Annotated in this window: 18 protein-coding genes and 2 pseudogenes; 13 read left to right on the top strand and 7 right to left on the bottom strand. The window is 51.2% G+C overall.

What is annotated here, in order from left to right:
• The first annotated feature begins 112 nt into the window (after positions 1 to 112).
• Positions 113 to 895: a siderophore-interacting protein gene (locus tag OGX99_RS09875; RefSeq protein WP_286543368.1), complete on the top strand. Its 783-nt coding sequence runs from the start codon at positions 113 to 115 to the stop codon at positions 893 to 895.
• Here the strand turns inward: OGX99_RS09875 and OGX99_RS09880 are convergent.
• Positions 892 to 1,740: a helix-turn-helix domain-containing protein gene (locus OGX99_RS09880; RefSeq protein WP_210905416.1), complete on the bottom strand. Its 849-nt coding sequence runs from the start codon at positions 1,738 to 1,740 to the stop codon at positions 892 to 894. The genes OGX99_RS09875 and OGX99_RS09880 overlap by 4 nt on opposite strands.
• A gap of 67 nt (positions 1,741 to 1,807) precedes the next feature.
• Here OGX99_RS09880 and cfa point away from each other — a divergent pair, with 67 nt between their 5' ends.
• Positions 1,808 to 2,962, top strand: a complete 1,155-nt coding sequence (gene cfa, locus OGX99_RS09885; RefSeq protein ID WP_151224383.1) for a cyclopropane fatty acyl phospholipid synthase — start codon at positions 1,808 to 1,810, stop codon at positions 2,960 to 2,962.
• 44 nt (positions 2,963 to 3,006) lie between these two features.
• Here the strand turns inward: cfa and OGX99_RS09890 are convergent, their stop codons facing one another.
• Positions 3,007 to 4,665 (bottom strand): glycerone kinase, encoded by a 1,659-nt coding sequence (locus OGX99_RS09890; protein WP_286543370.1) that lies wholly within the window; start codon positions 4,663 to 4,665, stop codon positions 3,007 to 3,009.
• Positions 4,666 to 5,227: 562 nt separating this feature from the next.
• Between OGX99_RS09890 and OGX99_RS09895 the strand changes: the two genes are divergently transcribed.
• Positions 5,228 to 6,325, top strand: coding sequence for a glycerol dehydrogenase (locus tag OGX99_RS09895; protein ID WP_032940746.1), 1,098 nt, complete (start codon positions 5,228 to 5,230; stop codon positions 6,323 to 6,325).
• 91 nt (positions 6,326 to 6,416) lie between these two features.
• The gene (dhaR, locus tag OGX99_RS09900; RefSeq protein ID WP_151224381.1) at positions 6,417 to 8,342 is read left to right on the top strand and encodes a dihydroxyacetone kinase operon transcriptional regulator DhaR; all 1,926 of its coding nucleotides are present in this window, start codon (positions 6,417 to 6,419) and stop codon (positions 8,340 to 8,342) included.
• Here dhaR and OGX99_RS09905 read toward each other — a convergent pair.
• The 4 genes from OGX99_RS09905 to OGX99_RS09920 are packed head-to-tail and all read right to left on the bottom strand — an operon-like array spanning position 8,320 to position 10,835.
• Positions 8,320 to 8,850, bottom strand: a complete 531-nt coding sequence (locus OGX99_RS09905; RefSeq protein ID WP_151217796.1) for a cob(I)yrinic acid a,c-diamide adenosyltransferase — start codon at positions 8,848 to 8,850, stop codon at positions 8,320 to 8,322. The two genes, dhaR and OGX99_RS09905, sit on opposite strands and share 23 nt — an antisense overlap.
• Complete coding sequence (locus tag OGX99_RS09910; RefSeq protein WP_286543373.1) at positions 8,851 to 9,204, bottom strand: glycerol dehydratase reactivase beta/small subunit family protein; 354 nt, start codon at positions 9,202 to 9,204, stop codon at positions 8,851 to 8,853.
• A gap of 16 nt (positions 9,205 to 9,220) precedes the next feature.
• Positions 9,221 to 10,384 carry a 1,3-propanediol dehydrogenase gene (dhaT, locus tag OGX99_RS09915; RefSeq protein WP_286543376.1) on the bottom strand — a complete coding sequence of 388 codons (1,164 nt, stop codon included), beginning with the start codon at positions 10,382 to 10,384 and terminating at the stop codon, positions 9,221 to 9,223.
• A gap of 22 nt (positions 10,385 to 10,406) precedes the next feature.
• Positions 10,407 to 10,835 (bottom strand): GlcG/HbpS family heme-binding protein, encoded by a 429-nt coding sequence (locus OGX99_RS09920; RefSeq protein WP_151217793.1) that lies wholly within the window; start codon positions 10,833 to 10,835, stop codon positions 10,407 to 10,409.
• Between the two features lie 392 nt (positions 10,836 to 11,227).
• Between OGX99_RS09920 and OGX99_RS09925 the strand changes: the two genes are divergently transcribed.
• The 6 genes and pseudogenes from OGX99_RS09925 to OGX99_RS09950 form a co-directional block, all read left to right on the top strand.
• Complete coding sequence (locus OGX99_RS09925; RefSeq protein ID WP_151217792.1) at positions 11,228 to 12,895, top strand: propanediol/glycerol family dehydratase large subunit; 1,668 nt, start codon at positions 11,228 to 11,230, stop codon at positions 12,893 to 12,895.
• 11 nt (positions 12,896 to 12,906) lie between these two features.
• Complete coding sequence (locus OGX99_RS09930) at positions 12,907 to 13,491, top strand: propanediol/glycerol family dehydratase medium subunit (RefSeq protein ID WP_151217791.1); 585 nt, start codon at positions 12,907 to 12,909, stop codon at positions 13,489 to 13,491.
• Positions 13,492 to 13,493: 2 nt separating this feature from the next.
• Positions 13,494 to 13,922, top strand: a complete 429-nt coding sequence (locus OGX99_RS09935; RefSeq protein WP_151217790.1) for a diol dehydratase small subunit — start codon at positions 13,494 to 13,496, stop codon at positions 13,920 to 13,922.
• 10 nt (positions 13,923 to 13,932) lie between these two features.
• Positions 13,933 to 15,744 carry a diol dehydratase reactivase subunit alpha gene (locus tag OGX99_RS09940; RefSeq protein ID WP_286543379.1) on the top strand — a complete coding sequence of 604 codons (1,812 nt, stop codon included), beginning with the start codon at positions 13,933 to 13,935 and terminating at the stop codon, positions 15,742 to 15,744.
• A gap of 112 nt (positions 15,745 to 15,856) precedes the next feature.
• Positions 15,857 to 16,180 (top strand): DUF1889 family protein, encoded by a 324-nt coding sequence (locus tag OGX99_RS09945; protein WP_001573898.1) that lies wholly within the window; start codon positions 15,857 to 15,859, stop codon positions 16,178 to 16,180.
• A gap of 109 nt (positions 16,181 to 16,289) precedes the next feature.
• Positions 16,290 to 16,620: pseudogene (locus OGX99_RS09950) on the top strand (phage tail sheath subtilisin-like domain-containing protein); the annotation flags it as partial.
• A 2-nt stretch (positions 16,621 to 16,622) separates the two neighbouring features.
• Here the strand turns inward: OGX99_RS09950 and OGX99_RS09955 are convergent.
• Positions 16,623 to 16,767, bottom strand: a pseudogene (locus OGX99_RS09955) (IS3 family transposase); the annotation flags it as partial.
• A gap of 389 nt (positions 16,768 to 17,156) precedes the next feature.
• On the opposite strand from OGX99_RS09955, the gene evgA reads away from it, so the two are divergent.
• From evgA to OGX99_RS09970, 3 genes are all read left to right on the top strand, one after another.
• A complete protein-coding gene (evgA, locus tag OGX99_RS09960; protein ID WP_151217788.1) occupies positions 17,157 to 17,786 on the top strand; it encodes an acid-sensing system DNA-binding response regulator EvgA in 630 nt (209 codons plus the stop codon).
• A 2-nt stretch (positions 17,787 to 17,788) separates the two neighbouring features.
• Positions 17,789 to 20,971: a response regulator gene (locus OGX99_RS09965; RefSeq protein ID WP_286543382.1), complete on the top strand. Its 3,183-nt coding sequence runs from the start codon at positions 17,789 to 17,791 to the stop codon at positions 20,969 to 20,971.
• Between the two features lie 457 nt (positions 20,972 to 21,428).
• On the top strand, positions 21,429 to 21,947 hold the full coding sequence (locus OGX99_RS09970; protein WP_151217787.1) for a response regulator transcription factor: 519 nt from the start codon (positions 21,429 to 21,431) through the stop codon (positions 21,945 to 21,947).
• The last annotated feature ends 67 nt before the right edge of the window (positions 21,948 to 22,014 follow it).

The following is a 22,014-nucleotide window of genomic DNA, read 5'->3' on the forward strand; positions in this document are numbered from 1 at the left end:
TTAATCAGAGTGTGGCTATATCAAAAAAGTGCTTGCAATCCTTGTGATTAGCAATCATTATCATTTAAAAATAAATTTAGATATATCGTATTATCTTTTTAAAGGCGAGAAAATGACAAAAAACACCTCACGCTACCCGCAGCGCGTTCGCAATGAATTGCGCTTCCGTGAACTTACCGTCCTGCGCGTTGAACGTGTTAGCGCGGGCTTTCAGCGCATCGTACTGGGCGGTGACGCTCTGGACGGTTTTAGCTCGCACGGCTTTGATGACCACACCAAGGTCTTTTTCCCGGAACCGGGCTGCCATTTCGTGCCGCCAGTAGTCACTGATGAGGGCATCGTCTGGGCCGACGGGGTGCGTCCGCTCTCCCGTGACTACACGCCGTTGTATGACGAAGCGCGCCATGAGCTGGCACTGGATTTTTATATGCATGACGGTGGAGTGGCGAGCACATGGGCGATGAATGCTGGCGAGGGTGACAAGCTGACGATCGGCGGACCGCGCGGTTCGTTGGTGGTGCCAGAGGATTATGCGTATCAGGTTTACGTGTGTGATGAATCAGGAATGCCCGCGCTGCGCCGACGGCTGGAGTCGCTCAGCCGCTTAGCGGTACGTCCAAACGTCACGGCGCTGGTCAGCGTGCAGGATGCAGCGTACCAGGATTATCTTGCCCATCTCGACGGATTTACTATTGAGTGGTTTATCGGCCATGACGCGCAGGTGGTGAATGAACGCTTATCGCGACTAACCGTGCCCACAGATGATTATTACATCTGGATCACTGGTGAAGGCAAGGTGGTAAAAAACCTGAGTGCTCGCTTTGAAACCGAGGCGTTTGACCCTCAACGGGTGCGTGCGGCAGCCTACTGGCATCAGCGTAAAGCGGCAGATTAATAACTAGACGGCGGGACGCCAAATGCCTGGCGGAAGGCATAACTAAATGCCGCGGTGCTTGAATACCCTACGTCGAGCGCCACGGCGGTCACGCTTTTATTTTTTTTCAGCATTAATACGGATTCCAGAATACGCATTTTTTGTTTCCAGACGCTGAAAGGCAATCCAGTTTCTTTTTTGAAATGGCGTGAAAAGGTTCGGGCAGACATACCCAGATGATGGGCCCAGTATTCAACCGAATGCTCCAGAGCGGGGGATTCTTGTATGGTTCGGCATATTTTGGTTAATTCGCGATCCTGCGGCCAGGGTAATACAAAAGCGACTTCCGGGAGTTGCAGAATAATGTCGACCAGCACGCTCACCAGTCTGCCCTCTTTGGAGCGGCTATCATAATGCCCCGAAACTAAATTGGTGGCGTAATGAATAAACTCTCTGGCGAAATCACTGATAGCGACCACTTTACATTCATTAATGCGCGCTTCAAGAAAGCCCGGTTTAATATCCAGGTTCTCTAAATACACATCATCCAGAGCCCAAACTGCATGCTCCGTATTATTGGGGATCCAGATGCCATAGTGCGCCGGGATTATCCAGCACTTGCCGGCAACATCAATACGCATACTGCCTTTGCGGGCGAAATGGAACTGCATAAAAGAGTGTGAATGCGGCGGAACATGGTGGTTGGCTTCTAATACATAGGAGCGAAAATACACGTCCTGCGGCAGTTCCGCCATGGAGTTATCCGGGAAGAAGTTCCACTGTTTTTGCGCGAGAGTTTCCATAAATAAATCGTCAATGCTCCCGGTGGTGTGGCCGCTGCTCGATAGATCTTGTCCGCAGATCATAATACATACACCCTGTTTTCCATAATAATCTTGCGTAAGAATTTTTAGCCCACTTTTGGTAAATACCATGAACTCGCTTTGTTCAGATGCTGTCATCGTCAATGAAACAAATGATAACTGGACCCGAATGGGAAAAGAGCTGCTTTCGCAAGCAGATATCAGGATTAATGGCTCCCGTCCCTGGGACATTCAACTTCATCATGCTGGTTTTTTTAAACGAGTATTGCAGCAAGGCTCGTTAGGGCTTGGTGAAAGCTATATGGAAGGCTGGTGGGACTGCGAGCGGCTCGATATTCTGTTCTGCAAAATCCTCAAAGCAAAACTTGACCAGCAGATGCCGGGTAATCTGAAAGATATTTTACGTATTGCCAGTGCGCGCCTGTTTAATTTGCAGTCGCGCAGCCGCGCGTGGATTGTCGGCAAAGAGCACTACGATATTGGTAACGATCTCTTTGCGTTGATGCTTGATCCGCATATGCAATATTCCTGCGGTTACTGGAAAGACGCGACCACATTAGACGATGCGCAAAATGCCAAATTAAAAATGATCTGTGAGAAGTTGCAACTTAAACCGGGTATGCGTTTACTCGACATCGGTTGTGGCTGGGGCGGGCTGGCGGAATATGCGGCGCGTCATTACGGCGTGGCGGTAGAAGGCGTTACTATCTCCAAAGAGCAGCAGAAAATGGCCCAGCAGCGCTGTGAAGGGCTGGACGTTAATATTCTGCTGCAGGACTATCGCGACCTTGATAAACACTACGATCGCATTGTTTCCGTGGGGATGTTTGAACATGTAGGGCCGAAAAATTACGACACCTATTTCAGCATCGCCGACCGTTGTTTAAAACCGGATGGGCTGTTCCTGTTACATACCATTGGTAGCAATAAAAAGGGGATGAGCGTCGATCCGTGGATCAATAAATACATTTTCCCGAACGGCTGCTTACCGGCGATCTCCCATATTGCTGAGGCCAGCGAATCACGGTTTGTGATGGAAGACTGGCATAATTTTGGCAGCGATTATGATAAAACGCTGATGGCATGGCACGAGCGTTTTAATCAGGCATGGCCGGAGCTGTCAGCACGTTATTCCGCCACCTTCAGAAGAATGTTTAATTACTATTTATGCGCCTGCGCCGGTGCTTTTCGCGCCAGAGATATCGAACTTTGGCAGGTGCTGTTTAGCCGCGGCGTGGAAGGTGGGATTCGCGTTTACCGTTAACGTTTTGCCTGATGACGCTTGTGTCATCAGGCATTGATTAAAACTTAGCTCACCATCTCCTCCGCCAGGGCTTTAAACACCATCGCTACGGCGTGCGCGCCGGGGTCCATATTGCCGAGCAGGCTTTCGCTGTTCAGATAAGATGCGCGCCCCGCATTGGCTTTACTCGACAGACAGGTTCGTTCGGCACCCGCTTGCGCAGCGTCGAATGCGGCCTGCATATTTTGTGGCTGTGCGAGCAGCGACGTCAGGGCCGGCTGCAGTGCATCAATCATGGTGCGATCGCCTTCATCTGCGCCGCCGTAGAACTTCATCTGCGCCAGTCCCGTATTCAGGGATTCGGCAACGCTAGCTCCCTGTTCCAGTTTCTGCCCCGCAGCGGTAAAGAAAATAGACATCAGCACACCGCTGGAACCGCCCATCACCACGGTCAGACGTTCGCCAATCAGCGCGAACAACGTGGCAAGGTTATCCAGCGGTAGCTGCTGGCGATGCAACAGGCTGGCAATCTCACGCGCGCCGGCGGCAAAGGTCGAACCGGTATCGCCATCGCCAACTTTGGCATCCAGCGCATTCAGATGTGTCTCCAGACCGGAAAGAGTTGCGGTGACAAGTTCCACAATCCCGGCTACCAGGGTGTTTTCCGAAGGCTGAAACTCCACGCGCGCACTGCGCTGAGATGACGGTACGCAACTGATTTCTCGTGGTGGGATCGGGGTTGGCCAGTTACTGGTTTCCACCTCTGTGAGTAGCGCTTTTTCGATGCTCTCTTCGAGCACGATGGCCGTAAGTGAAAAACCTTTCATATCCAGCGCGGTGACCAGCGAAGCTGGGCCAATCAACCAGTCGATACGCGGATGCAGTGGGCTGCTGATCAGTTCGCGGGTAATGATGGCCATTTCGGCCACGGACACGCCGCCAAGATTGTTAATCATCACTGCCAGACGACCGGTTTCAGGCAGGACCGCCAGCAGTTTATCCACCATCAAATTCACCACTTGCGCACTGTTTTGCGTGTCGATAACCGAAGCACCCGGTTCGCCGTGAATGCCCATCCCCAGCTCCGCATGACCAGGATGATGACGCGGTGCGGCGTCTGTTTCTTGCGGCAGATGGCAGCTGGAAAGGGCGACGCCCAGGCTGAAAGTGTTGTTGGCTGCGTACTGCGCTTCACGCAGGACGGTGGCGAGGTTGTAGCCGCGTTCGGCGAAATAGCCTGCGATTTTATGCACCAGGATGGTTCCCGCAATGCCACGCGGGTGTTTGTTATCCGGCAGAGAGATGTCGTCGCCGACAATCAGCATTTCAACGTTATAGCCAAGGCGACGTGCTTTCTCGGCGGCGAGACCGAAATTAAGGCGGTCACCGGTGTAGTTTTTCACGATCAACAGACAGCCAGCCTCACCGGTCACCGCCTGAATAGCGGTCAGTACCGCATCTACGCTCGGAGAGGCGAACACATCTCCGCAGACCGCAGCGGTGAGCATCCCTTTACCGATAAAACCAACGTGCGCGGGTTCGTGTCCTGAACCGCCGCCAGAAATGACCGCCACATTATTTTTGTTGAGGTCACGACGGATCACGATGCGGATGGCTGGATCGCTTTCCAGACGCGCAAGGTTATTCCACGGGCTGGCGATAATCGTGCCGTCGATGACGTCGCTTACGAGATGGGTACGGTGGTTAAAAAAGAATTGAGACATAACGACTCCTCGAGGTTGAGTGAAAGACAAACCCCCGAATGTGTAACCATGGTGCGGAGGCGATGGAGAGATTCTGGCGAACTCAGCGTGGAAAAAAACAACGCTAAAATGAGTTTCATTACGGAACGTCATCGTTATTTTTTGTTTCGAAATGAAACTTAAAAAGTTAGGGAATCATCGCAATGCGAGCTTGCTCGACTTTTTTTTCCTGCCAAAAGTACAGGTCATACGGTGTAGTCGGCCTTTTTTTGTCGGTTTTAAATGCAGCGAAGTGAGTAAAAGGGAAAGTGGGATTGGTGATTGCCGGAGATTTGGCGGGAAATGAACGGATCGGGATCGCAAACCTTATCATTTTTGTGGATAAGCGTTCCAATCTGGAACGTTCGTGGTTTTTATCTGTTTCATATCAGAACAAAAAGACGAAAGATTTTTTTGTGTACGCCTCGCCATACAGTTATTGCATCGCTCCGGTACCTCCCGTTTTCGCCGTCAGCATTCGGCCTAACAGGTTTACGCCAGGGCTCACCATGTAAAAACATGTACTTATTTGAGGATGAAAGGAATGCTAAAAGTTATTCAATCTCCAGCCAAATATCTCCAGGGTCCTGACGCTTCCACCTTATTTGGTCAATATGCTAAAAATCTGGCGGACAGCTTTTTCGTGATTGCGGATGACTTCGTGATGAAGCTGGCGGGAGAGAAAGTACTCAACGGTCTGCACAGCCACGATATTAGCTGTCATGCGGAACGCTTCAACGGGGAATGCAGCCATGTCGAAATTAATCGCCTGATTGCCATTCTGAAACAGCACGGTTGCCGTGGCGTGGTTGGGATTGGCGGTGGAAAAACGCTGGATACCGCTAAAGCGATTGGTTACTACCAGAAGCTGCCGGTGGTGGTGATCCCGACTATTGCGTCTACCGATGCGCCAACCAGCGCGCTGTCCGTTATCTACACCGAAGCTGGTGAGTTTGAAGAGTATCTGATCTACCCGAAAAACCCGGATATGGTGGTGATGGATACCGCAATCATTGCCAAAGCGCCGGTCCGTCTGCTGGTGGCCGGGATGGGTGATGCGCTGTCGACCTGGTTTGAAGCGAAAGCCTGTTATGACGCCAGAGCGACCAGCATGGCGGGCGGACAGTCCACTGTGGCGGCGCTGAGCCTGGCGCGCCTGTGCTATGATACCCTGCTGGCGGAAGGCGAAAAGGCACGCTTTGCCGCGCAGGCTGGCGTGGTGACCGACGCGCTGGAACGTATTGTCGAAGCGAACACTTACCTCAGCGGCATCGGCTTTGAAAGCAGCGGTCTTGCGGGAGCGCATGCTATTCATAACGGATTTACAATTCTGGAAGAGTGCCACCATTTGTATCACGGTGAGAAAGTCGCCTTTGGTACGCTGGCGCAGTTGGTGCTGCAAAACAGCCCGATGGAAGAGATCGAAACCGTACTGAATTTCTGTCAGAAAGTCGGTCTGCCGGTAACGTTAGCGGAAATGGGCGTGAAAGATGACATCGACGGCAAGATTATGGCCGTGGCCAAAGCGACCTGCGCAGAAGGTGAAACCATACACAATATGCCGTTCCCGGTGACGCCTGAAAGCGTTCATGCCGCTATTCTGACGGCAGACCTGCTGGGACAGCAGTGGCTGGCGCGTTAATCAGTCGTCGGTAAGTTTTTATCCGACATCTTCTCCCCCTCTGACAGTCTCTGCCGGAGGGGTTGTCTATGGTAAAACAGCGGAAAGGGATATGACGGCGCACACGCATAGCATCGGGAAGGAAGTCTCTTCGGTTCTTGCCCAGTCATGGCATCGTTGCAGCAAGTTTATGCAGCGGGAAACCTGGCAGGCGCCGCATCAGGCGCAGGGGCTGACCTTTGAGTCGATTTGTCGTCGCAAGACGGCGCTGCTGACGATTGCTCAGGCTGCGCTGGAAGATGCCTGGGAATTTATGGACGGCCGTCCGTGCGCGCTGCTGATTCTGGATGAGTCGGCCTGTATTCTCAGCCGTTGCGGCGATCCGCAGACGGTGGAACAACTGGCGGAGCTCGGGTTTCGCGACGGCAGTTACTGTGCGGAAAGCATTATTGGCAGTTGTGCCCTGTCGCTGGCGACGATGCCGGGTCAGCCGACCAAAACCTCTGGCGATCAGCACTTTAAGCAGGCGTTGCATCCGTGGTCGTTCTGCTCGACGCCGGTATTCGATAACCATGGTCGACTGTTTGGCTCCATCTCGCTGTGCTGTCTGGTAGAGCATGAGTGCGTTTCTGATTTATCCCTGACGCTGGCGATTGCCAGAGAAGTCGGTAACTCTTTACTGACCGACAGTCTGCTGGCTGAATCCAATCGTCATCTGAACCAAATGTACGGACTGCTGGAAAGCATGGATGATGGCGTGATGGCGTGGAACGAGCAGGGTGTGTTGCAGTTCCTTAATGCGCGCGCGGCGCTGCTTTTGCATCTCGACGCGCAGGCCAGTCAGGGGAAAAATATTAACGACCTGCTCAATCTGCCCATGCTGCTGCGTCGGGCGATCAAACATGCCCGCGGCCTGAATCACGTCGAAGTCACCTTTGAAAGTCAGCATCAGTTTGTTGATGCCGTCATTACCCTGAAGCCGATTGTTGAAGAGCAGGGCAACAGCTTTATTCTGTTGCTGCATCCGGTTGAACAAATGCGTCAACTGATGACCAGCCAGCTCGGCAAGGTGAGCCATACCTTTGAGCAGATGTCGACAGACGATCCGGAAACCCGGCGCTTGATCCATTTCGGTCGTCAGGCGGCGCGGGGGAGCTTCCCGATTCTGCTGTGTGGGGAAGAGGGGGTCGGTAAAGAGTTGTTGAGCCAGGCTATTCACAATGAAAGCGAACGCGCCAGCGGGCCGTATATCGCCGTGAACTGCCAGCTGTATGCCAACAGCGTGCTGGGTCAGGATTTTATGGGCAGCGCGCCTACCGATGATGAGAACGGTCGGTTGAGTCGTCTTGAACTGGCCAATGGCGGCACCCTGTTTCTGGAAAAAATTGAGTATTTAGCGCCGGAGCTGCAATCCGCGCTGCTACAGGTGATTAAGCAGGGGGTTTTAACCCGCCTGGATGCCCGGCGGCTGATTCCGGTGGATGTGAAAGTGATTGCCACCACCACGGTCGATCTCGCTAATCTGGTGGAACAAAACCGCTTTAGCCGTCAGCTGTATTATGCGCTGCACTCTTTTGAGATAGTCATCCCACCGCTGCGGGCGCGGCGCAGTAGTATTCCCTCGCTGATTTTTACGCGGCTGAATAGCCTGAAAAAACGCTTTTCAACCAGCCTGAAGATTGACGACGACGCGCTGGCGCAACTGGTGGCCTATTCGTGGCCGGGCAATGACTTTGAGCTGAACAGTATTATCGAAAATATCGCCATCAGCAGTGATAACGGCCATATTCGGCTGAGCAATCTACCGGATTATCTGTTTGCCGAACGCCCTGGTCTGGAGACGGCATCTTCACTGCTGCCAGCCAGCCTGACATTTACTGCCATCGAAAAAGAGGCGATTATCCACGCCGCCCGCGTCACTAGCGGGCGCGTGCAGGAGATGTCGCAGCTGCTGAATATTGGTCGCACCACCCTGTGGCGCAAGATGAAGCAGTACGACATCGATGCCAGTCAGTTTAAGCGCAAACATCTGGAGTAGTTTCTTCGATTCTGGCCATCGAAAACAACACATCCGACAGTCGGTTGATGTAACGTTTGGCCTCATCGCGTAACGTCAGGGTTCTGTCCATCGCGATCAGGATCCGCTCCAGCCGACGCACCAGGGTTCGCGCAACGTGTAGCTGTGCCGAGGCCAGATTTTTCCCCGGAATAACAAACGCTTTGAGCGGGCCGCTTTGCGCCATATTACGGTCAATAAGCTGCTCCAGCGCCTGAGTATCCTCTTCACCAATACGCTGCTTTAAGCGGGTAAGTCCTTGCTCATCACTGGCGAGCTCTGCTCCAAGTACAAACAGCATCTTCTGTATGGCGTGCAGTTCCTGGCGTAGCTCGGCCTGGCGCGTGCTGGCATAGCAGACGCCAAGCTGGGAAATCAGTTCATCCACGGTGCCGTAGGCGTCAACGCGGATGTCGTCTTTGTCGATGCGGCTGCCGCCATATAGCGCAGTGGTGCCTTTATCGCCGGTTCGGGTGTAGATGCGGTACATTTATGTTATCTCGCTGAAAGGAAGCACTTTAACCAGTTGACCGGCATTGGCGCCGAGCATGCGGATCCGGACAGCCCCGGCGCAGATATGCCCGCAGACCAGCGCCCGATCCTCGGGCAACTGGGCATGGGTTAAGGCAATATCACCCGCGTAATTGAGGCCGAGCCCCACGCGTAGCGTCGAACTTTTGGCCGCCAGTTGGCCCAGCGCCAGCGCGCAGTCATGATCGTCGCAACAGATTGCCCGGTAAGGAACGCCTTGCTCTTCCAGTCCCCAACACAGCTCATCAAGCACGTGAGTATCCTGCCAGCGAGAGTGATAAAACAGATGTACGGCCGGTGATGAAAGTGACATGGCGTCCCCTGCGTTATCAGAATGCCTGACGGAAGATACCGGCAATTTCTTTCTCGTTCCCTTTGCGTGGGTTGGAGAAGGCATTGCCGTCCTTCAGCGCCATTTCCGCCATATAGGGGAAATCGGCTTCTTTGACGCCCAGATCGCGCAGATGCTGCGGAATGCCGATGTCAGCAGAGAGGCGAGCGATGGCGTGAATGGCCAGTTCTGCGGCATCCATGGTGGAAAGTCCGTCAGTGTTTTCGCCCATAAACTCTGCGATGTCGGCAAATTTTTCCGGGTTAGCGATCAGGTTATAGCGTGCCACGTGCGGCAGCAGTACGGCATTCGCTACGCCGTGCGGCATGTCGTACAGACCGCCAAGTTGATGCGCCATCGCGTGAACGTAGCCGAGGTTGGCGTTGTTGAAGGCCATGCCCGCCAGCAGCGAAGCGTAGGCCATATTCTCACGTGCTTTCAGGTTACTGCCCAGCGCTACGGCCTGACGCAAGTTGCGTGCGATCAGGCGGATCGCCTGGATAGCGGCGGCGTCGGTAACCGGGTTGGCATCTTTTGAAATATAGGCCTCAACAGCGTGTGTCAGGGCGTCCATCCCGGTCGCTGCGGTCAGTGGCGCAGGTTTGCCGAGCATCAGCAGCGGATCGTTAATGGAGACTGACGGCAGGTTGCGCCAGCTGACAATCACAAACTTCACTTTGGTTTTGGTATTGGTCAGCACGCAGTGGCGGGTGACTTCGCTGGCGGTACCGGCAGTGGTATTCACCGCAACGATCGGCGGCAGCGGGTTGGTCAGGGTTTCAATCCCGGCATAGCTGTAGAGATCGCCTTCGTGAGTTGCTGCGATACCGATGCCTTTACCGCAGTCATGCGGGCTACCGCCACCGACGGTAACGATGATATCGCAATGCTCTTTGCGAAAGACTTCCAGACCGTCACGCACGTTGGTGTCTTTGGGGTTAGGTTCAACGCCATCAAAAACCACCACGTCAATGCCCGCTTCACGTAAATGGGCGAGGGTTTTATCTACCGCGCCGTCTTTAATCGCTCGCAGACCTTTATCAGTAACCAGCAGCGCTTTTTTACCGCCTAACAGTTTGCAGCGTTCGCCGACAACGGAAATAGCATTGGGGCCAAAGAAGTTCACATTTGGCACCAGGTAATCAAACATACGATAGCTCATAATATACCTTCTTAGATTTAAATTATAATTCAGAGAAACAATTCAGTGCGGTTTCTGCTAATAATCTGTCTTGTTCAACGGTGCCGCCGCTAACGCCAACGGCACCAATTAATTTACCGTTTAATATGACAGGTAAACCGCCGCCGAAAATAACAATGCGCTGTTGATTAGTAAGCTGCAAACCATACAGAGAAGCCCCCGGTTGTACTGCGTCGGTAATTTCATGGGTACCCTGTCGCAGGCAGCAGGCGGTATACGCTTTATTAAGAGAGATATCACAGCTGGTGACAAACGCATCGTCCATGCGTTGCATCAGTAGTGTGTTTCCGCCACGATCAACCACGGAAAAAACCACCGGAACGTTAATTTCAAGCGCTTTAGCCTCGACGGCCTGCGCCATTTTTTTTGCCGCCGCCAGCGTAATGGTGGCGATTTGTTGGCTCTTATTCACAGTCTCTCCTGAAAATGTTGTAGGGCTGAGGTCACGAAAAATATCGCGTAGCAGCTATTTTTATCATTGGCTTTACCTTATTTTCTCGCCGCACGTTATTAAGTCAATAGGGCGAAAATTCCAAAGATATTAAATTAAACTTCCCGGCTTTGCGTTTATTGATAATGATCATTTAACCTCGTCACAATTTGATGTGGATATTCCTGAATTGCGTTTCAATATGAAACGATGCGTTTTTATCAGGTGCCAAATTGGAACGAAATTAATTTTATTTTTTTATTGTTCTGCTCATTTAGAGTTCGACCATTGCTGATGAAAGGCGAATGCCGGGTGTTGTGTCCCCGGCAATGCGGCCCGGCGTCCCTATTTTTTATCTTTTGAGTCAATAAATCATGAGAAGATCAAAACGATTCGAAGTGCTTGCGAAACGGCCTGTAAATCAGGATGGGCTGATTGGCGAATGGCCTGAAGAGGGGCTGATCGCCATGGAAAGCCCCTACGATCCCGCTTCATCGGTGAAGGTAGAATGTGGTCGTATTGTTGAGCTGGACGGTAAGAGCCGCGCCGAGTTCGACATGATTGACCGTTTCATTGCCGACTACGCCATTAACGTGGCTGAGGCCGAGCGCGCCATGCAGCTCGACGCGCTGGAGATCGCCAGAATGCTGGTGGATATCCACGTCAGTCGGGAAGAGATTATTGCCATTACCACCGCCATCACCCCGGCGAAAGCGGTGGAAGTGATGGCGCAAATGAACGTGGTGGAGATGATGATGGCGCTGCAAAAAATGCGCGCCAGACGCACCCCCTCCAATCAGTGTCACGTGACCAACCTGAAAGATAACCCGGTACAGATTGCCGCCGACGCCGCCGAAGCGGGGATCCGTGGTTTTTCCGAGCAGGAAACGACGGTCGGGATCGCCCGTTATGCGCCATTTAACGCCCTGGCGCTGCTGGTGGGGTCTCAGTGCGGTCGCCCCGGCGTGCTGACGCAATGTTCCGTTGAAGAGGCCACGGAGCTGGAGCTGGGAATGCGCGGGCTGACCAGCTACGCCGAAACGGTGTCGGTCTATGGTACGGAGTCGGTATTTACCGATGGTGATGACACGCCGTGGTCAAAAGCGTTTCTCGCCTCAGCGTATGCATCGCGTGGCCTGAAGATGCGCTACACCTCCGGCACCGGTTCGGAAGCGCTGATGGGCTATTCCGAAAGTAAATCGATGCTGTACCTGGAGTCGCGCTGCATTTTTATCACCAAAGGCGCAGGCGTACAGGGGCTGCAAAACGGCGCGGTCAGCTGTATCGGCATGACTGGTGCAGTACCGTCAGGGATCCGCGCGGTGCTGGCGGAAAACCTGATAGCCTCAATGCTCGACCTTGAAGTGGCCTCCGCCAATGACCAGACCTTTTCCCATTCCGATATTCGCCGTACTGCCCGTACCCTGATGCAGATGCTGCCGGGCACCGACTTTATCTTCTCCGGTTATAGCGCGGTACCCAACTACGACAACATGTTTGCCGGATCGAACTTCGACGCTGAAGACTTCGATGATTACAACATTCTGCAACGCGATCTGATGGTTGACGGGGGCCTGCGACCGGTCACGGAAGAGGAAACCATCGCTATTCGCAATAAGGCCGCCCGTGCCATTCAGGCGGTGTTCCGCGAACTGGGCCTGCCGCTAATTAGTGATGAAGAGGTGGAGGCAGCCACTTACGCTCACGGCAGCAAAGATATGCCCGCACGCAATGTGGTGGAGGATCTGGCTGCTGTGGAACAGATGATGAAGCGCAATATCACCGGACTGGATATCGTCAGCGCGTTAAGTTGTAGCGGTTTCGAAGACATCGCCAGCAATATCCTCAACATGCTGAGGCAGCGCGTCACCGGTGATTACCTGCAAACGTCGGCCATTCTGGATCGCCAGTTCGACGTCGTCAGTGCCGTCAATGACATCAATGATTATCAGGGACCCGGCACCGGCTATCGTATTTCTGCCGAACGCTGGGCGGAAATTAAAAATATAGCGGGTGTGGTTCAGCCCAGCGCGATCGAATAAGGCGGTAGACAGTGGAATGCACAACTGAGCGTAAACCGGTTTTTACCTTGCAGGTGAGCGAAGGCGAGGCGGCTAAAGCGGACGAACGCGTGGATGAAGTAGTGATTGGCGTCGGCCCGGCCTTTGATAAGTATCAGCATAAAACCCTTATTGAGATGCCGCACAAAGCGATTTTGAAAGAGCTGGTTGCTGGCATCGAAGAAGAGGGGTTACATGCGCGGGTAGTGAGGATCCTGCGCACCTCGGATGTTTCTTTTATGGCGTGGGATGCGGCAAATCTTAGTGGTTCTGGTATCGGGATTGGTATCCAGTCGAAAGGAACCACGGTGATTCATCAGCGCGATCTGCTGCCGTTGAGCAACCTGGAGCTGTTCTCTCAGGCTCCGCTACTGACGCTGGAAACGTATCGCCAGATTGGTAAAAACGCCGCGCGCTATGCACGTAAAGAGTCGCCCTCGCCGGTGCCGGTGGTGAATGACCAGATGGTGCGCCCTAAATTTATGGCTAAGGCCGCACTGTTTCATATCAAAGAAACCAAACACGTGGTGCAGGATGCTGCGCCCGTCACGCTGCATATTGCACTGGTAAGGGAATGACCATGAACGACAACATCATGACCGCGCAGGATTACCCATTAGCGACCCGCTGCCCGGAGAAAATTCAGACCCCCACCGGGAAACCGCTAACCGAGATTACCCTTGAGAATGTGCTGGCGGGCCGCGTAGGACCGCAGGATGTGCGTATTTCTCAGCAAACGCTGGAGTACCAGGCACAGATTGCCGAACAGATGCAGCGTCACGCCGTGGCGCGTAATTTCCGTCGTGCGGCAGAGCTGATTACCATCCCAGATGCCCGCATTCTGGAGATCTACAACGCGCTGCGCCCGTTTCGTTCTTCGTTTGCTGAGCTACAGGCCATTGCCGATGAACTGGAATATACCTGGCATGCCACGGTGAACGCCGGGTTTGTTCGCGAGTCGGCAGAGGTGTATCAGCAGAGAAATAAGCTGCGTAAAGGCAGCCAATGACGGAGGGTGTATGCCGCTAATTGCAGGGATTGATATCGGCAACGCCACCACTGAAGTGGCGCTGGCGCAGCATGGCCGGTTTATCGCCAGCGGTATTGTCGCGACTACCGGCATGAAAGGGACGCGGGATAATATTGCAGGGGTGGTGGCCTCCCTGCAGCAGGCGCTGAATAACACGCCGTGGTCGCTTCAGGACGTGGCGAAAATCTGTATCAACGAGGCGGCACCGGTAATCGGCGATGTGGCGATGGAAACCATCACTGAAACCATTATTACCGAATCAACGATGATTGGGCATAACCCGCAAACGCCCGGCGGTATTGGTGTGGGAATAGGAACCACCATCACAGTGGAGAAGCTGGCGGCGGTGAGTGAAGATCATTTTGCTCAAGGCTGGATCCCGCTGGTAGGCGAGGAGATGGATTTTCTCGAGGCGGTTTGGCTTATCAATGAGGCACTGGATCGCGGTGTCAATGTGGTGGCGGCAATCCTGAAAAAAGATGATGGTGTACTGGTGAACAATCGTCTGCGCCGGACCATGCCAGTGGTAGATGAAGTTACCCTGATTGAGAAGGTGCCGGAAGGCGTGTTGGCGGCGGTGGAAGTGGCGGCCCCGGGGCAGGTGGTGCGGGTGTTGTCGAACCCTTACGGCATTGCGACCTTCTTTGCCCTGACGCCCGAGCAAACGCAAGCTATCGTCCCCATCGCCAGAGCGCTGATTGGCAACCGTTCTGCCGTGGTGCTGAAAACGCCGCAGGGCGATGTGTGTTCAAGAGTGATCCCGGCGGGCAAGATCGTTATCCGTGGCGAAAAGCGCGGCGGTGAAGCCGACGTTGCGCATGGCGCGCGGGCCATTATGCAGGTGGTAAGCGCCTGTGCGCCCGTGTGTGATATTCGCGGTGAAGCTGGTACGCACGCAGGTGGCATGCTGGAGCGGGTGCGTAAGGTGATGGCCTCGCTGACCGGTCATGACATGAACACGGTGCACATTCAGGATCTGTTGGCGGTAGATACATTCATTCCGCGCAAGGTTCAGGGCGGTATTGCCGGGGAGTGTTCAATGGAGAACGCCGTTGGCATTGCGGCGATGGTGAAATCCGATCGCTTACAGATGCAGGCCATCGCCAGTGAGCTCAGCGCCCGGCTAAATACCCCGGTTGAAGTCGGTGGCGTAGAGGCCAACATGGCCATAGCCGGAGCGTTAACCACGCCGGGATGCGCCGCGCCGCTGGCGATCCTCGATCTGGGCGCAGGATCTACCGATGCCGCCATTATCAATAGCGACGGTGCAGTGAAAGCGGTTCATCTGGCCGGTGCGGGAAATATGGTTAGCCTGTTGATTCAAACAGAGCTGGGCTTAAGCGATCCGTTTTTGGCAGAGGAAATTAAAAAATACCCGCTGGCAAAAGTGGAGAGTCTGTTCAGCATTCGCCATGAGAACGGCGTGGTGGAGTTTTTTCGCGAGCCGCTCAGCCCGTCGGTGTTTGCCAAAGTGGTGTATCTGAAAGACGGGGAGCTGATCCCGGTAGATAACCAAATCTCGCTGGAAAAAATTCGGCTGGTGCGCCGACAGGCTAAAGAGAAGGTTTTTGTGACCAACTGCCTGCGTGCGTTACGCCAGGTATCTCCCGGTGGAACCATTCGCGATATCTCTTTCGTGGTGCTGGTAGGCGGTTCCTCGTTGGATTTCGAAATCCCACAGATGATAACCGACGCGCTGGCGCATTACGGGGTTGTCGCCGGACAGGGCAACATCCGTGGTACTGAAGGGCCGCGTAATGCGGTGGCGACCGGGCTGGTTTTGGCTGGAATGGCGAATTAATCGCGCAGAAAACAGTCGCGCAAGCGTTTAGCTGCGGGGTAAATCAAATAAAGGTGATGTTCTCTTTGATATCCCGGCGGAGTTGGGTACATAGTATGAATGTGTCTCTCACGTGGTTAATTTTAAGGATAAGAGCATGCCAACAGCAATTGAGAAAGCATTGGATTTTATTGGTGGTATGAACACTTCGGCGTCAGTACCCCATTCAATGGATGAAAGTACCGCTAAGGGAATCTTAAAGTATTTGCATGACTTAGGTGTGCCAGCGAGTCCGGAAGTAGTGATGGCACGGGGTGAGCAGGAGGGATGGAATCCCGAGTTCACGAAAAAAGTAGCCGGATGGGCAGAAAAAGTCGCCTCCGGTAACCGCATCCTTATCAAGAACCCAGAGTATTTTTCAACCTATATGCAGGAGCAGCTCAAAGAACTGGTGTGAGCTGACTATAGGATCAAACTCTAACGGACGTTTCCATCTCTGATGGCAGCGTCCTAATGGCGTGCCAGCGATATAGGCTGGCGCAGCGTATGATATAACCTTATTTCCCGCATGGGGCTGTAAGATCATTTCCGAAGCGATGGCTTATCGCGAGAATTTCAGTCAGCGTGAGCTGATGGTCATCTGGCCTGATTTACTTTCATTGGATACCACTGTGAACGCTATTTCGACGGCCACGCTACCGCGTTTGCACCAGGGCTGCGTGCTTACATCGACCAGACTGCCAGTTGGCACAAAACCAATCTAACGTCGGTGTACAGGGCGTCACCGGCATCAATGTCTCAGTCTTTCGGGACTTGCAGGCATCCGGCACTGATGCCGACCTGATCTACCTGGTCGGGGTCACGACACTGGTGAGCAAGGATGGCTTCAACTTCTTCTAGAGTCGGCGGATCTCGGCCTGAGCATCTGACAGTTCTTTATTGGTGGATGAGTCCGGCCGTACTCCTTTATCCTCGCGTACAGACTGTGTGGCAATATTGAGACGTTTTGCTCACGCTAAAAACGGAATCGCCACGCTAAACAATCTGTTTGGCTGTTTCAACTTTACACTCTTCGGGATACCCCTTACCGCTGGGTAACCCTCTTTAAGTCCTCAGAAATGACGCTAAGATCTTTGTTAAATCCGAAGCTATTCATACCTCTAAACTGGTACAGAAACCTGATTAAAGGTTGCCATAAAGAACTATCTTCTGGCAAATCGTAAAACTCAGGTCGCACGATGATAATGGTCGGATACAACTAAATAAATCAGAAATCAAAACGGGAAAAATGCTCGAACAATAACGTGTTTTAGTTGATCGCTATAATGTGAGCTGGTACAAAAAAACTTTTAATTTTTAAATCAGTCTGAAGTATTGTTAGGTTATCATCCTGAGTATGTTTCCTTCCACGAATTACAGCTTTCAGGTAGCCTATGAATGAGTCTCGGTCCCCTACCGCCGTTATTGTGGATGACCATCCCTTGGCTCGCATGGCCATACGCGGCATGTTGGAAAAACAGCACATTACCATTATCAAAGAATTTGAGAACGGAGCGGAAGCCCTAAAGGAGTTGACGAAAACAGCTGTCGATATCGTCGTTGTGGATGTCGAAATTCCTGGCATAAATGGCGTTGAGCTGGTGGAGAAACTCAGGGCACAATGTTTTACTGGTGTGTTAATCGTAGTATCAGCAAAAAATGATCGCTATTACAGTAAACGCTGCGCGCAGGCTGGCGCGAATGCTTTTATTAGTAAAAAGCAAGATATGGAAAATATTCTCGCAGCGATTAATGCGGCGAAAAATGGTTATATCTACTTTCCCTTTTTCATGGAGGAACCGTCGGTAGAACTAACGGATAATCAGCGTCTTGAATCTCTCTCCGCGCAGGAGATGAAAGTAATGAGCTATATGCTAAGCGGCCTTGATAATACGCAGATTGGCGAAGCGATGTATATAAGCAGCAAAACGGTAAGTACCTATAAAACTAGATTAATGGAAAAATTAGGCTGTAAATCACTAGTCGAACTACTCTCTTTTGCTCATCAGAATAAGCTGACCTGAAGATGGAACTGCGTCTTGTACTTCTCCTGCTCCTCTGGGTTTTCAGCGGATGTGCTGCTTATGCTCAGGATGGCTCCCCCACTGAGCTAGAGCTGTCGGGATATAGTTACATTACTCCGGTGCCTGTGTACTTGAGTGAGGATAACAAGCGCTGGCTGTTGCAAAAAAGAGCGCTACGCATTGGAGTTTATCAACCTGAGCAGGCTCCGTTGGTGCAAACCACGCTCAGTGGGCGCTACAGGGGAATGAACGCTGACTATCTGACGCTAATCCATAATTCGCTAAATGTCCGTATCGCTGTACTGAGCTATAAAAATCGCGCTGATGCAATTCGCGCGCTACGTGCGGGCGAGATTGATACGGTATTGACTGGTCTTGATACGTTTCCTTTCGCTGAGGAGGGCATTCAGCTCTCGGAGACACTAGTACATTCCTGGCCCGTGCTGGTGACTTCGCTCTCTAACGTTATGGGTCCCTTGCATAGTCCGCAGAGTGCTCGTATTGCGGTTGTTGAGGGCTATCCTGGCGCTGATTTCATTCATGAGGTATTTCCGAATGCCGAAATAGCCAATTACGCCAGCTATCAGGAGGCGCTGAACTCCATTATTACCGGGCAGAATCGATGGTTTATGGGTGATTCGCTAACTACTAGCACTTGGCTTTCCCAAGAGTTCAGCCTGGCTTTGAGCGCGGTTAAATATTGGCCTTCACCACAAAAAATGAGCCATTTTTTATTCTTACCGGGACAAGAGCGTTTACTGAGCATCATTAATAGCACCATCAATGCAATCGATGAAAATCAGCATGGACAAATAGCGCAGTCGATGATCGACAAAGGTAACCTCTCTTTTTTACTTCAACCACTCAATCTGACGCCTCGTGAAAAACAGTGGCTAAAAACAAACAAAACGCTACGGGTAATTATTAATCCGTGGTTTGCGCCTTACACCATGGCCGACAATAATCAGGAAGTTCGGGGGATTGTAGGGGATATTCTTAATCTGATTAGTCTGCAAACTGGCCTGCAGTACGAAACGGTTGTCGTAAACTCGCGTGAAGATATGCTTTCAGAGATGAAAAAGGGCAACTGGCATATTGTACAGGCAGCCACCTTTGATTTGAGCCTCCAAGACACCCTCTCTTTCACTCATCCCTTTATTACCACCCAGTTTGTTACCGTTGTCAGAAAAGAGGATGCCCAGGCGATAGCGCTAAAGGCAGGAGCGCACGTGGCGATAAGCATCGATCATCCGTTACTAATGCAGATGAAAGCCCGTCATCCGGATATCTATTGGCAAGAAGTAGAAAACTCCAGTGTGGCATTAAATCTTGTTGCAACGGGAAAAGTTGACGCGGCGATTTCTAATCAGCTGACCGCTCGTTATCTCACTGAACATTATTATCCCGATCGGCTGACATGGCTCCCGTTGCCAGAGGTGCAACCGGCAGCAATCAGTTTTGCTGTACCGCGCTCAGAACCTGAATTAAGGCAGATCCTTGATAAGGCCTTGGATGATATCCCCCAGAAGGAAATTTTACAGATTGTCGGTAAATGGATACGTCTGCCGGACGTCCAAATAGATACCTGGGAGTTGTATAACCGACCCTTCTATCTGGTAGCAACTCTCGCGACCCTTCTTGTCGTGAGTACCTTCCTCTGGGTGCTCTACCTGGCACGGCAGGTGCGTAGAAGAAAAGAGTCGCAGCGTTTACTGGAGAAGGAAAAGACCAAAGCACAGAAAGCTAATGAAGAGAAACGAGCCTTCCTCTCTCATATGAGCCATGAGATTCGCACCCCAGTAAGTGCCATTGTGGGATTTCTGGAACTGTTACAAAACTCAACGACAAACTTCAGTCATGAAGATAAAACTTCTATCGATCATGCAGTTACAGCTTCGCGATCGCTGTTGAAACTGATTGGTGAGATCCTCGATCTGGAGAAGATAGAATCCGGTTTGCAGGAGGTGATGCCGAAGTGGGTGCATGTTGATGCGATGATCAAAGAAAAAGTATTACTTTTTACCGCGCTTGCCGCGCAGAAAGGGATAGCGCTGGGCTATGACTCGCATCTGGAGCCAAAAGAAGCCATGCAGCTAGATCCACAGATGTTGGAACAGGTGCTGATGAATCTTATCGGCAATGCGGTGAAATTTACACGTCATGGAGAAGTTCAGGTCTCAGCGAAGAGACTGAATCACGCGCTGGTAATTTCCGTGAATGACACGGGGCCCGGTATCAGTAGCGAAGAACAAAAGTCGCTTTTTATGCCGTTCAGTCAGGGGAAAATGGGGGAGATTCATCACGGGTCAGGGCTAGGATTGGCTATTGCAAAGGCATTGATGAACCAGATGGGGGGCACGATAGATTTGCAAAGTGAAGTTAATCAGGGGACCAGAGTGACGCTGAATTTGCCAGTACAAATTTCGTATGATGCACTCACTGACGTCGTTGAAACCGAGTCACCAGCACCTCCTGTTATTGGCAAGACACTGCGGGTATTAATTGCCGACGATCACCCTTCCAGTCGTCTACTGTTAAAACGTCAGCTAGCCTCCCTGGAAATTGCTGCGGATGAAGCGGAAAACGGCGAAGAGGCATTACGTTATCTTCAGCAGGATCGTTACGATTTATTGATTACCGACCTTAACATGCCCGTGATGGATGGTATTGCACTTACTCGCGAGGTGAGACGATTTGATAGTGATCTTCCTATCTGGGGTCTGACCGCTACAGCGCAGCAGCATGAGCGTGAACGCTGTCTTGCGGCAGGAATGACCGATTGTCTATTTAAGCCAATTACCCTCGCGCAGCTCACTCGTCTGTTAGCCGGAGTAAGCCAGACGAACGAATTAATGTTCGATGAGAAGCGGTTGGCGGTACTAGCACAAAACAATCGGGTGCTTATGCTCGCTGCGCTGCATGATGCGCAACGGGAAAATCGACACGATTTAGAAGCAGCCAGAACAGCCGCATTTGACGAGGACTATCCATCGGTGAAATATCATATTCATCGCCTTAATGGTACTGCCCAATTGCTGGGCATTAATGAAGTCATCACTGTTGCTCAAATGCTGGAAGAACGATTGCCTGATGCTATTACTGCGGCGGAACTGTTCGACTCTTTGAACCGAATCGAAAGCTCGCTCAATAATCTGGACCAATCCATAGAAAAATTTCAACAATAGCCCTTTTCCTACGTATGTAGGCGCTTGCTGACAGAATAATAAGCTCTCGCCAATGTTGCTCCACTGTTAACCAGGTAAAATTAGCCCTGTTCCGGTGAAGTATCTTTTGTTAAGTGACAATAGAATATTCCCTAAGAAAAATCCAATTCGATGGTTATTACAAGTTCTGGCTATCAAACAACTATAGATCATTAAGTTGCGCCTATGTTTCATGGTAGTTTTAAATGCTATAACTTAATTTTTAACTGGTGTTTTTATTTGTAATATATGGTTTCTAATGGATTAATTATCTTTGAAAGGTGAAAAAATAGTAGAAACGATCGTTTTTTATTCCCAGCTCGAAATCCATTACTTTTGTGCTGCTATAAACATATAATTTCTGTAAATCTCACAATGAAACATGAGAGGGATTACTGACGCTAAATAATAAAGAGGATTATGCCTGGAAGGTAAATTTATGGATTTGTCAGGTTCCATTTTTTCTGATGATTATTTTTTTATTGTCGGCATGAGTGAATTGTTAACTCCAGAGTTAATTGATGAAAATTATTGTATCATAGACATTGAAACAATATGCATATCAGAGGTGCGTAAGAACATAACTCCGGGGAAAAAAGTTATTATTTTTATCAGTAACGTTCTTGACTACTATGCTTTAAAGCATATGTCAGACTTTGTTTTTATTGATAAAAAGTGCCGGCTGAATGAAATTCTCTCCTGTTTGTTGGTAAAGAGTTCACAATATAATTACAGAATGAAATACTCACTTTCTCAGCGTGAGGAAGAAGTGCTCTATTGTATGCAAAAAGGGCTGGATGTTAAAGAGATTAGCCAGCGACTAGGAATGACAAGAAAAACATTTTATGCACATCGCCGCAGTCTGATTTTTAAACTACAGCAAGGTAATCGTGTTGTGCTGTATCAGAATATCGCGCGCACTGAGCTCTATACGCAGAATACTCATGAATATGAGTGACTAGTATATTTTATTAACTGTTGTTTTATGAGTGTAAGGTTCACATTAATTTTTAAAGCTTCACATT

Origin of the sequence: Citrobacter sp. Cu096, assembly GCF_030332285.1 — a bacterium.
Classification (GTDB): domain Bacteria; phylum Pseudomonadota; class Gammaproteobacteria; order Enterobacterales; family Enterobacteriaceae; genus Citrobacter; species Citrobacter meridianamericanus.